Origin of the sequence: Mycoplasmopsis edwardii (genome assembly GCF_900476105.1) — a bacterium.
Classification (GTDB): domain Bacteria; phylum Bacillota_I; class Bacilli_A; order Mycoplasmatales; family Metamycoplasmataceae; genus Mycoplasmopsis; species Mycoplasmopsis edwardii.
In genome coordinates this window covers 780,894-794,997 of record NZ_LS991951.1, presented here as the reverse complement: position 1 = coordinate 794,997, position 14,104 = coordinate 780,894, and the positions used below count along the sequence as shown (strand labels likewise).

5 protein-coding genes are annotated in these 14,104 nt (G+C 26.7%); all 5 read left to right on the top strand.

Annotated features, from left to right (window positions below; all coding sequences use genetic code 4):
* Window positions 1-242: 242 nt before the first annotated feature.
* The 5 genes from D2846_RS03315 to D2846_RS03295 all read left to right on the top strand — a co-directional run bounded on the left by D2846_RS03315 (window position 243) and on the right by D2846_RS03295 (window position 14,104).
* Window positions 243-2,585, top strand: a complete 2,343-nt coding sequence (locus D2846_RS03315; RefSeq protein ID WP_117275805.1) for an ATP-dependent DNA helicase — start codon at window positions 243-245, stop codon at window positions 2,583-2,585.
* Between the two features lie 2 nt (window positions 2,586-2,587).
* The gene (gene pth, locus D2846_RS03310) at window positions 2,588-3,151 is read left to right on the top strand and encodes an aminoacyl-tRNA hydrolase (RefSeq protein WP_117275803.1); all 564 of its coding nucleotides are present in this window, start codon (window positions 2,588-2,590) and stop codon (window positions 3,149-3,151) included.
* Entirely contained in the window at window positions 3,144-4,013 is an 870-nt protein-coding gene (gene tilS / locus D2846_RS03305) for a tRNA lysidine(34) synthetase TilS (protein ID WP_117275910.1), read from the top strand. Before pth ends, tilS begins: the two co-directional genes overlap by 8 nt.
* A 39-nt stretch (window positions 4,014-4,052) precedes the next feature.
* Window positions 4,053-6,017 carry an ATP-dependent zinc metalloprotease FtsH gene (ftsH, locus tag D2846_RS03300; protein ID WP_117275801.1) on the top strand — a complete coding sequence of 655 codons (1,965 nt, stop codon included), beginning with the start codon at window positions 4,053-4,055 and terminating at the stop codon, window positions 6,015-6,017.
* A gap of 107 nt (window positions 6,018-6,124) precedes the next feature.
* Window positions 6,125-14,104, top strand: coding sequence for an FtsX-like permease family protein (locus D2846_RS03295; protein WP_117275799.1), 7,980 nt, complete (start codon window positions 6,125-6,127; stop codon window positions 14,102-14,104).

Here is a 14,104-nt window from a genome sequence, read left to right as displayed (position 1 = left end):
GTTATATTTAAACAAATCATTAACTTGTTATTTATTCACAATAAATACATATTTATTAACAATTTATTAACAACTTTCAACCCTATATTCTAGTACTTTTTATATGTTTATTCACAAGTAACAAAAAAATTTAATAACCTTGTGGATAACTATGTAATTTGCTTGTGGATAAAGTTGTGAATAACTCAATTAAAATTTTATTTAGAAGATAATTAAATTTTTAATTTATAATAATAAATATTATGGAAAATTTAGTACTAAAAGAGGGTGAAGAACTCATTGTTGGTAGAGCGATAAAAACACTGAAAGGTAACAATGAACAAGGGTGAGCTTTGTTAATGGTTGAAACAGATAAAAAAGAAAAAAAGATTATTTATGCTGTAAAAAACATACCTAATTTATTCGCAGATTATAACTTCATTGTCACTAAATCAACAAGACAATCATCTCAAAAAACATATATTTTAGTTAACTATTACTCAAAACCAAAAGAGATCGATAGAGAAATGGAATTATTCCGATATCTAAAGGAAGTTCCCAAGGTCGGTTTTGCTGCGATAGATAAAATTAACAAAACCTTTACATTCAAGGGGTTCTTTCATGATGTTCATGTTGGAAAACTAATGGATAATGATTACGCGGTTTTTTTAAATCACACACAAAAAGAAAATATTTATAAGACCTATAAAGAAAATGAAGAAAAAATTTTAGCGTTAATTGGTGAAGATGATTTAATTGATGAAGACTTATTCTTTTTTGAATTGAATAAAATCCAGAACATTTATAATGAAATTACTAAATTATATCCATCATTAAAAGATTATACTAGTCACTTTAAATCAAATAACCCATATAAATTGTTTTTACTTAATAAATTACCATTAAAAGATGTTGATACTTTTGCGTTAGCACTCGGTTGAAGCAAAGAATCATTTGAAAGACTTGAAGCATTTTTATATGTAACATTTATTAAGTTAGAAGAAAACAACTCAACTTATATTTACGTAACAGAATTATTAATGGCTCTTGAACGTGAATTAAGTTATGAAGTTAAAACAAATATATTAAAAGACTTCTTAAACTATATGGTTAAAAAAGAAGAATTAATCAATGAAAATAATTATATTTGTAGAAAAGAAATGTTTTTAAAAGAGAATGACATCGCTTTAACTTTAAAAGATATCAATTCAAAAGATCCGATCATTTTAAACTCGATACCAAGTAGTGAATTAAAGTATCTTTCAGACAAACAAAGGAATGCATATCATTTATTTTTAAGAAATAATATAACAATTGTAACCGGCGGTCCAGGAACAGGTAAAAGTAATTTAATAAAACACATGCATGACACATTTAAAGAAAATGGATATAAGTACGGAGATGATTTTATTGTTTTAACACCAACAGGTAGAGCTGCATCCAACTTAACAGTTAAAAATAAATTTTTCGCTAGAACAATACATAGTTTTCTAAATATACCGACAGAATATGAAGTTGTATTAAAAGATCCTGAAGAATTTGAAAAGTTAAAATTTTTAATAATTGATGAATTTAGTATGGTCAATATTAATATTTTTTATTTATTACTTAAAAATTGTAGCAATCTTCAGAAAATTATTTTTGTAGGTGATGTTGACCAATTACCAGCTATAGGCCCAGGTGACTTATTACATAACCTCATTAAGTCAAACGTGTTTGCAGTTGAGTATTTAACAGAAAACTTTAGATCAGAGAGTTCGGAAATTATAGAATACATTCATTTAATTAATGACTTAGGTAACTTTGAAAATGAAGAACATAATAAAAAAGTTTTTGAATATTTAAAAAACAAAAATATTAAAGATTTATCATTTGAGCTTAATGAATTCAAAGACAAAATATACCCAAAATTTGCTGATACATATGCAAACTCTTTGAAACAAAAAAATATTGAAATGTTAATTTATAACAATTTCCAGGAAGATATTGCTAATTTATTTTTAGAAAAAGTAAAGATTTATGGAATTGAAAACGCAATAATACTTTGTCCAATATATAGAGGAAACTACGGAATTGATAAAATTAACAAAACAATCCAAAACGCGTATAATCCAAATGGTCAAGAAGTATTCAAATATAAAATAAATGAACAAGAATATTCATTTAGAGTGAATGACAAAGTAATTCAATTGGTAAATAGACACGAACAAGGGATTGCTAACGGTGATATAGGGTATATCGAAAAAATAAAAACCGTAATTGAAGATAACAAAGAAAAAGAAGTTATTGATGTTAGATTTGAAAGCTTAGGTAGTTCAAAAATAATTTCATACAAAAAAGATGAATTTAAAACAGAAATTAAACTTGCTTATGCAGTCACTGTCCATAAATTCCAAGGTAGTGAAATAGAATGTGCTATTTTTGTTGTTCATCCAGATCATTCAAGGATGTTGAGTAGAAAACTTGTTTATACTGCAGCTTCAAGAGCAATTAAAAAATTAGTAATTTTTTCAAAATTTGAAGAAATATACTCAAAAATTTTCCTAAAAGAGTTCTTAAGCACAAAAAAAATTATTACTAATTTAGAGTTCATGTTAAAGGAGTAAATATGAAATTAATCGTAGGTTTAGGTAACCCAGGAAATGAATACAAATACACAAGACATAACGCTGGGTTTCTAGTTATTGATAGAATTTGTCAAAAATTAAATGTTACTTTAAATAAAAGTAAGTTTAATGGAGAATATGTTAAAGTTGATGATTTAATAATTGCTAAACCATTAACATATATGAATTTATCAGGAACATTTATCCAACAAATTGCAGATTTTTTTAAGATTGATAGTAGTGATATTTTTGTGATTCATGATGAAAAAGATATTGAATTAGGTAGAGCATCAATCAAAGTTGGTGGATCCGCAGGTAGTCATAATGGAATTAAAAGCATTATAACTTCACTTAACAAACAAGATTTTAAAAGATTAAAGGTAGGGATTAAAGTTCCTTTTCCTGGTGAACTTAAAGACTTTGTTTTAGGTAAATTCTCAGAGGATGAAATCAAGGTTCTTGAAAAAGTTGTCGATAAATCTGCTGAAGCAGCTATTACTTTTGGTTTCAATGATATTAATACAATTATGAATAAATTCAACTCTAAGAAAGTTATTAATGAATAAAAAATATTTAATTGCTGTTAGTGGTGGCCCTGACAGTATGTACTTACTTAATAAGTATAAAGATAAGGATGTTGTAGTTGCAACAGTTAATTACAATCAGCGGCACGATAGCGGTGTAGACTTTAACATAGTTAAAGATTTTTGTAAGCTATATAATATAAAATTTGAAGGTCTTAATTTAAATAAACCTGATTACACTGGTGGTAATTTTCAAAATTGAGCGCGCGAAAAAAGATATAAATTTTTCAAAGAAATTTATAAGAAACACAACTGTAATGAACTTTTAATAGGTCATAATATTGATGATTTTCTTGAAACAGCTATTTATCAAAGTATAACTAAAAGAATTAATAAATATTATGGTATCAAGAGAACAAATAATTTATATGAAATGAATATAAATCGTCCATTAATTAATAAGTATTTTAAAAAAACAATTGTTAAAAAATGCATTAATTTAGGCATTCCTTTTCATGTTGATTACACAAATGATACTGATAAGTATTTTAGAAATAAAATAAGATTAGAAAATAATAAATTACTCAAATTTACAAAACTAATGTATTTTATTAAATTTAAACTAATTAACTTATTTAATAAAGTTAAATGGTCGTTTGTAAATAGAAATTACAAAAAATGAGAAAGAAGTGAGTTTTCTCAAGATTCATTTGAATTTTTAAAATTTAAAGATCAACTGATTTTTGATTTTATTAATAACAATTATTTTGGAATCAAATTGTCAAAAAATAAGATTTCTAACATATCTAAATTTATTGTTTCTAAAAACAGAACACAAAGATTTAAATTAGAAGATAATGTATTCTTAGACAAGAAAAAAGGAAAGCTTATAAGACAAAAATAATGATATTTTTAATATAATTAAATATATTGAAAGGAAAATATGAAAAATAAAAAACTAGTTGCATGACTTAGTATTTTAGTTTTAATAGTGATCGGTATCGTTTTATACTTTACATTATTTAAAAAGACCGGCCCTCAAGAACTAAGTATTAATGAATTAGTAAGCAGAATTCAATTATCTGCTAACGATGATTCAGATAAAATTTATTTTGAATCAATCGTTTTCAATCCATTTAAAAACGAAATAACAACATTATATGTAAAAGATACTACAAGAGTAAGTTATATAACATATGGTAAGTTAGTAGAGGTTAAAGAATACTTATCCGAACCGAATAAAGCGATTTTAGACGCTTTAAAAAGTGGTTCAAACTCAGGTTATTTAACATCAGTTAGTGCTCCTGAGCAAAGTATATTTGTATCAATCTTAATCTCATTAATACCTACAATTTTAATTGTTATCGTTTTATGATTATTATATAGATCACAATCAAAAATGATGAATGGACAAGGTGGTGGAGTTTTTGGAGACAAAAGTCCAGCGCAAATTATTAATTCCGACAAAAAATTCTCAGACGTTGCTGGTAATAAAGAACCAATTGAGGAAATTAGTGAAATTGTTGATTACTTAAAAAATCCTAAACGTTATGAAGAAGCTGGTGCTAGAATGCCTAGAGGTATTCTTTTAGGAGGTCCTCCAGGGACAGGTAAAACTTTATTAGCAAAAGCAACTGCGGGTGAAGCAAACGTTCCATTTTACTTTGTTTCAGCTTCAAACTTTGTTGAATTATTTGTTGGTATGGGAGCTAAAAGAGTTAGACAAGTAATTTCAGAAGCTAGAAAAAATGCTCCTGCTATTGTGTTTATTGATGAGTTAGACGCCATTGGTAGAACTAGAGGAAGCGGTATTGGTGGTGGTCATGATGAAAGAGAACAAACACTTAACCAATTGCTTGTTGAAATGGATGGTATTAAAGAAAACTCAGGTCTTTTATTCATTGCAGCTACAAACAGAACAGATGTTCTTGACCCAGCTTTAACAAGACCTGGTCGTTTTGACCGTGTTATTACTGTTGGTTTACCAGATATTAAGGAAAGAGAAGAAATTCTTAAACTTCATGCAAAAGGTAAAAGATTCGCTCAAGATGTAGTATTTTCAAATATTGCAAAAAGAACTCCAGGATTTTCTGGTGCTCAATTAGAAAACGTTATTAATGAAGCAGTTTTATTATCTGTTAGAGAAAGAAAACAAGTTATAACATTAGATATTATTGATGAAGCAATTGACCGTGTTATGTCTGGTCCTGCTAAAAAATCAAGAACTATTACTAGAGACGAATTAACTTCAGTAGCATATCACGAAGCTGGTCATGCTGTAGTAGGTATTAAAGTTCCCGGTGGAAATAAAGTTCAGAAAATTACAATTATTCCTCGTGGTCAAGCAGGTGGATATAATTTAATGATGCCTGAAAAAGAAAAATACAACTATTCAAAAAGTGAATTGCTTGCAACAATCGCAAGTTTCATGGGGGGGAGAGCTGCTGAAGAAATTATTTATGGAGCAGAAAACATTTCAACAGGTGCTTCAGATGATATTAATAAAGCAACTACTATCGCTAGAAGAATGGTTACAGAATTTGGTATGAGTGACCTTGGACCAATTAAATATCAAGATGAATCAGGTTCTCCATTTTTAGGAAAAACATTAGCTACAAGTTCATCAATTTCAAACCAAATTAGTCATGAAATCGATCTTGAAGTTAGAAAAATAATCATGGAAGCAAAAAACCTTGCTTACAATATTATTCAAGAAAATAGAGAATTATTTGAATTAATTAAAACTTTATTATTAGAAAAAGAAACAATTATTTCAGAAGAAATTGATTACATAGCTAAAAACTTAGCACTTCCTCCAAAACAAGAAGAAGTCAAAGAAGATGCTAAAGAAATTGATTTAGATTCACTTATTACAATGACAGAATCTAAAGAAGAAATTAAAGAATAGTCGTATAAAATGCACCTCAAAACAGGGTGCATTTTTAACTATTAAATATTTTTAAAAATACTTTATAATTAATTTTAATTATAATAGGTCTTAAATAAGGAGAAAAAATGTGAAACTTATTTAAAGAAGTCTGACGTTCTTTATTTAAAAATAAAGCTACTGTTGCTGGACTAACTATTTTAGTTTTTTTAACTGCAGGAATTTTCACAGTTATGCATGATACAGCAAAAGCTATGAAGAATCAATACAAAAGATATAAAGATTCTTCGGTTGCTCACGATTTAACTGTTGACTTAAATTTACCTATCAGTGGTTCAGTATACAATAATGGATTTTTTATTAATGGTCTTAGTAAAAAAGATGGTTCAATAGATTACAACAAACCAATTAAATACTATCCATCAAATAACAAAAAAGTTACAAGTATTATTGATTTCGAAACGATTAAAGATCGTTATTTTTCACTATCTAATTTTATTAACGATAATTCATACATTAATAAATATATTTCTCGTTCAGACTTTTTAAGTTTATATAACACATATATTCCAGAAACTCCTGAATCAGGAATCCTTAAGTTAAATTTTGATAATGATGAAAAATTCTTTACACTAAAACAAAAAAGAACTCTTCCTGTTTTTGTGAAAAATGGACAAGAATATACAGAAGATAAATCAGAAACACAGTTAGATAAAAGTGGAAGATTTAGATTCGATAAGCAATATACATTAAATGAAATAAGTTACATCACAAGTACAAATGAAGAAAATATTAACTTATCTCAATTAGCAACATTATTCATTAATTCAAAAACAAAAGAAATGACTTTTGACTCAATTAAAGGTAATGAATGAAGTGAAACAGTAAGTGTTATTAAAATTACTAATTTAGAATTAGCTAAACTTCTTGGATTTAAATCATTAGAAAACAATGAATTTGTTTATGAAGTTGATAAATCAATAACACCAAGAATGATAGAAATTGCACAAGATGATAAAGTTTCAAACTTTGTTAACAAAGAACTTAAATCAGATTACTCATACGCCGATTTTTTTGATTCAAAAACAATAAAATTAAAAATAACAAATAAATTTACATTTGAAGCAGACACAAATTATAAAATTCCACTTAACTGAGCATTCAAGAAAACTCAAACAACAAGTTTTGAAAGAAAGAGATATACAACAACATATATCGATGGTTATAAAGATAAATGATCAGGTTCTTATAAAACATTTATGGAAAACATGATAAGTGACCATGGTGCAATTCCTAAAGATTTTGCAGATATTTCATTTTGAGAAAAAAATGTTTCAACAGAAATTGCTCGTTATGTAAATAAAAACAACAAAGTTACTTTAAGTGATGTTATTAAAACTACAAATGATAAAAACATCGTTACTTTAGACGAAATAAATACAATCCTACTTACATTCGCACCACAAAGCGACCAACCTTCTGGTATTAAATATTCAGATTTTGACTTTAATAGTTCTAAAACAATTGCTCAAATTGAGGGACACAATAAAGTTGATTCAGAAACATATTTAAACCTATCAAATAAATCAATAGCAAATGATCTTTTAATCAAAATTAGAAATGGTGCTTTAAACATAACAAAACAAGAAATCTACAAATTTGCTTACGAAAGAGTTTCGAAAGAAAACATTGGAATTAGACAAACAATAACAATTGACTCATTTGATGAAAAAGACGGTGGAAAGAAAGTTTACCACTTTGTTAATACTGGTGATGAAAAGCAAATGATCTCAGGTATTCAAAATAACATAAACAAATTAATCAACAGTGATAAATTTGAAAGTTTAAACAAATCATCTCAAAACATTGCTGAATACTTTAAAACAAAAGAAATAGATCCATATATCTCAAGTGTTATTTTAAAACAAACATTTGAAAATATCTTGCCTTATGAAACTTACATTCAACCTGATTTTGATTATGAACAAATTGTTTTCACAAATGAAGAAAACAGTGATGTTACAGTACAAAATAGAGCAAAAGTATATAAACTTGCACACTTTTTAAACGATCCAAACCGAAATGCTGATGAATACAACAAATTTGCAAACATAGGTATTGCAAGATTCTCAAATGGAAATTATGTAATTTTACTCCCAGAATACAGTAATGGTAAAATTACACTTTGAAGAAATGCTAAAATCAAAGATTTACCAAACGGAATTATTTCTAATGAAATCTTACACAAATGATTAGTTTCAAATCAATTAACATTAAAAGTTAACTTACCTAGTGAAAGCTTTGTTGAAAAGTCTCCGGATTTTGCTAACTCAGTTTTCTTACCATTTGGTTTTAGAGGACCAGATGTGGAAGTAGTTAACCAAGCATTAAATGAAAACACATTAAGATTAGCTATTGAAAGACTTCAAAAGAACATCTTAAACACAAGTTTCTATCGTGAAGGATTTATTAAAGAAGATACAATCTTTGTTTTCGTTAAAGCCTTAAATGAAACATTTGAAAAAAATGAATTTGCTAAAATTTTCTCAAGCGGTGAAATTAACTTTAATGTTTTACCTAAAATTATCCTTGATGGAATTTATGAAATAACACATGACTTATCAGGAGATTATTTAAGAAAATTCTTAATTGACTTTATCAATAAATTAATTGAACTTGTAAATACAAAATCATCTGAAGAAGAAAAGAAAGAATATATTGCTCAAAATATTGATAATTTATTTAGTTTTATTCAAATTTTATCAGGTAATAAAATTATTAACTTCTCAGCAATTAGTCAAATTTTAAAAGTTTCTAAAGATGCTAACACATTTTTAGAAATCGTTAAAGAATTATTCAATTCAATTAACTTTAGAAAAATTACTGATTATACAGACAATTTCTTTAAAGAGCACCACAACAAAACAACAACAATTAATAATATTGATTACATTAGAAAACTTAGTGTATTTGACATTATGTTAGCTGTACTTGAAGGTATTGATCAAGTTCCGCTTAAAAGTACATTAATTAAATTAGTTGATAACTTAGAAGTTAAGTTCTTAACAGACTTCAATAATAAAAACAACCCAATTTTCTTATTATTAGGATTTTTACCAGATTCTGTTAAATCAATATTATCATCACTAAACAGCTATAAAGAAGATGATGCAAATGCATTTAGAAATGTTATTGATGGAATTAAATTCTTTATTAATAACTTTGATTTTAATGTTTTAAGACATACCTTACATGAAAAAGTTAAAGAAGAAACATATACTACAAACGCAATCGAATTTAATAAGATTGTTGGAGCTAACGTTTCTGTTAGAAGAGATTTCTTATTAACTACAATTTCAATTGATGACATTATTTATGCAACACTAAAAAGTATTTTTAACACACCAGGGTCAAACAAACGTGTTAAAGAAGAATTAATTAAAATGCTCAATATTTCTTCAAAAGGAACAAATATTGAGATCTCAGATAATAAATTCTTAACAATACCAGCTGCAGACTCAGAAAAGGTTGGATTTTTCGAAATCTTAGGACTATTAAACTCAAATAATACAAATAATGCAACCTCTGCTTCATCATCAAGTGATTCAAAACCACAACCAGCTTGATCGATACCAGAAGGTACATTAGGTAGAATTGAACACTTTATTAATATTCTAAAAAACCAAAAAGAAGATATTAGTGTTTCTAAATTATCAAACAATGATAAACAAATTGCTTTAGCTTACTTTGAATGAGATGTTAATAATGAAAAAACAATTTCATTAGACACAATCAAAAACACAATTAACTCATGACAACCATTACTAAACTCATTAAAATACAACAAAGATAAGTTTAACTATAATGATATAAAAGACTCATTTGCAAACTTATTCCACACATTACATAACTTTAAAAATACATCAAACTCTAGTGTATTCAATATTCTTTCATCTAAATTACTTTCACAATTAATTAATATTGAATATACAGATTACACATACTTGAAAGACTTATTCCCAATCCTTAAATTATGATTTAAAGTCTTTGAAGAAAATGTTTCATATGAGAAAGCTACACAATTCGCTAATGCTCTTTTAGATTTAGCTAACAAAGCAAGAATTATTGAGTCATTTAACTCATTTGATTTATTCAAACCATCAGCTCAAAACATTGCGGGATTTGAAGAAACTGACTTTGGTATCTCAAGATCACTTGCTAACCCAAGAGAAATGAGAAACTTATTCTTTAAAAAAGAAAATGATACATATCTTGATAAAGATTTAAATGTCCTTTTAAATAAATATCCAGAATTCAAAACATTCTTAAATAAAAATGAATTTTTAATTACTCAAACATTTTCATACATAGCAGCTTCTGCAAAATATGCTTCTATTGATGAAAATCAAAAAACATATAAAGACACACACTTAAAATATAGGAATATTTATTCATTTTTTATTGATCAAACAATTAATAACTTTTTACAAAAGAGTTATGTTAAAAATAAATTCCAAATCATTAAAAAATTATTCTACAATGAATATAACAACGATTCATTTGAAGCAATCGGAATTTCAGATGTCTTAATTAACAATATTTTAAGAAAAATGTATCCACAAGTAGTTATTTGAACACTTGCAGACACAAATAATGTTGGTGGAGAATTAAAAAATAATGCTAACTTAGCTTACTTTATTCAAAACAAACTTATTAACTTTGAAAACTTACTTGTCGATGAAAAAACGGTAACAGAATTCTTAAAAAGTCTCACAAAAGAAGTTTACTTCTTCCCATCAGTTGAAAATGATGTTACTTTCCAAATCGCTATTGACAACGATATGTTTGTTAAGTTAAAAAGTGAAGTTCAAAAGAATCCTTCTAAATATCATTTCTTTGGTATTGATATTAACGAATTCTTCTTCTCTATATTAGACTCAATTACAGGATTAACAAAACTTAATAACATTTTAAGTTTCAACCAACCAGCATCATATATTGCAAAAGTTAACTATGCTTTCTTAAGACAAAACCATAAAGAAATTTATACTGGTGAACTTCCAAGCAACCCAATTCAAATGAAGGAATTAATCAACATTATTCCTGATAAATACACAATCAGTATTAATGGTTCAAAATACATTATTATTGGTGAAGATATGACTTTCGATTACTTTTATCCAATATTAGACGAAAACAACTTACAAGTTAACACTAAAGACCAAGCTATTGTTTATGTAAACAACAATGGATTTGACAGAATTAGACAAGCTTACAGGGGAACTGCTGTTAAAGAATATATGACCATTAAATATGATAATAAAGCAGAGGGATCTGTTGCAAACTTTAAAGATAAACTTGAACAATTTGTGCAAGCTAGAATTGATGACGTAGCTAAATTAAAACGTACATTCATGTACAATGAATTAGACCCAATTAACCCAGAAAGAAGTTTAAGAGTTAAAACAACTGAGCAAATTATTAAGTCAGTTACATATACTTCAAACATTCTTTTAGCAATTTTAATCACATTAGTTACAATCTCAATCATTTTCATTATTAAAAGATATATTGCAAACAAAAATACAGTTATTGGTATTTTAATTGCTCAAGGATATACACCATTACAAATTGCTTCATCACTTTCAGTGTTCGCAATTTTCACCTTATTAATTGGTGATTTATTAGGTTATATAGTTGGATTTATGTTACAAAGTACAGGAATTAGAATTCTAGAAAACTACTGAACTGTACCTGTTGAAACCTTATACTTTGAACCGCTCAGTTTAATTTTAAACATAGTCATCCCATTAATCGCAATGACTTTATTAATTATCTTTATTGCATTAAGATCATTAAGATATAAATCAATTGACTTAATGTCTGGTATTGTAGAAGTTAAAATTAATGAACTTCACAACAAATACCAAAAATTATTTAAAAACAGAAGTATTAAAACTAAATTTGGTACTTCATTAATCTTTAATAGTTTCTGAAAACTTACATCATTTGCTATTTCAGTTATTTTAGCAAGTATTACAACAATTGTTGGATTTGCAACATTTGGTGTATTTGAGAAATCAATTAATGAAACTTATATTAATAGAAAGTACAATTACAAATTCGACTTAGTTACACCAACAAAAGAAGGTGGATTATACAACCCATTCTTTGTTGAAGACTTAGACAGAGTGCTTTATGTACCTGTCGGAGATATTAGAGAGTTAAATCAATATCAATCAGATTACTTTGGAGCTGGTAAGTCAAAATCAATTAACTTAACAGATGAAAAAGGGAATGTTAAAAATGGTAATCCTACTCCATTTGATGGACACGTTATCACACAGTTCTCAGTTAATATTAAGATTAACTCAAGTGTTTCAGTCGATCCATTTGAAGTGGTTTATAACTCATTACCAGATACACAAAAATCAAGAATCCTTCAATTAAGAGATAAAGTAGGGTTTGCTTTAATGAAATCTCAAGAAGGTGTTCAATTCCAAGATAACGGAAAATCAAACATTATTGATTTAGATAAAACTTTAGCAAATAATGTAACTGAATTTTTCCAATATATTCCAAACCCAGAAAACATTATTAATGGTAAATTCTTCTTTGTTCAGTGAGACAAAGACCAAAAAGTTTTTAATCACAAAATTATTTCAACAGATGAATACCGTGATGAATATAGAAACTTCCTTGTTAAAGGTTACCAATATATTGAAAAACACACAAATGTAAAAGATTACTTTGTTTCATTTAATGGACTTATTTTTAATAATGATACAAATGAAACTTATACATACCTTGAATCAACTTACAAAAAAGAAGACATTAAACTTTATGGATATAACCATAATTCAAAACAAATTAAAGTTGTTGGAAAAGAAGAACAAAACTTACTTTATGAAATTGAAGACTTATTCAGAAAAGCAGGAAGCGATGTCACAAAACCAATTCCTTTAATTGTAAATAATGTTTCTAGAAAGAAATTCAATCTTAATAGAGGTGACTTAATTAAGTTAAAAATTAATAATAAAGTAGATAGATACTCATTATTATTTGATAAAAAGCTTAACAATGGATCATATGAAAATAAATTAGAAGAGCTTGAAAAAGAATATACATTCTATGTTCATGAATACAACCCAACATTCATTAACAATGAGTTTATTATTCCTAAATCAGCTGCTGATGAAATTATCGGATTTAATAAAGTATTTGAAGATAAATTAAATAGTCTTCAAGATAAACCAACAAACATAGATTCGAACAAGTACAAATTCAACGGTATTTTCTCAAGAGATGCCTTACCAATTCAATTAATCCTATCAACAGCACTTTATACACCTTCTGGATATTCAGGAAGTCTTGATTCATTTAACATCGAAAACACAAGCTTAAAAGATAAAAGAGACTTCTTTGATGGTATTTTTGGAACAAGAGAAACTTCAGTAAACATCATAACTGAAGGTATTATGCCTAGATTAGGATTTGATAATTATCAAATAGCTAAATTCTTAAATGAAAACTTCAATAAGGAAACTGATAATTATTTAGCAGTTTATAAAGAAGCGAGAGAAAACCCTGATATTTATATCAAGGAATTTGCAAGTATCTTTGATAATCAATTATTTATCCCAAGTGCTTATACACTTGAATCAAAAGATATAGAAGTTGGATTCACGTTATCGATAGCAAAAACAGTGCAAATTATAGTAACAATAGTTACAGCATTAAGCTTTATTATTTCAATTATTATCTTGATTATTATTTCAACAATCTTAATCAATGAAAACGAACGTAATATTGCTATTTGATCAATCTTAGGATATTCAAGCAAAGAAAAGATCAAGATGTTCTTTGGAATTTACATTCCATTCATTATAGTTTCACTTGCATTTGCATTCCCATTAGCTTATGGATTTATGAGTGTATTCAGTGGATTCTTAACAACTTCTGCATCAATCTCAATTCCGCTTACAATCTCAGTATTTAACGTATTATTTACAACACTAATAGTATTTGGTGTATTCTTAGTAACATCATTATTATCATGATTTAACATTAATAAAATTAAAGCAATAGATCTATTGAAAGGAAAATAA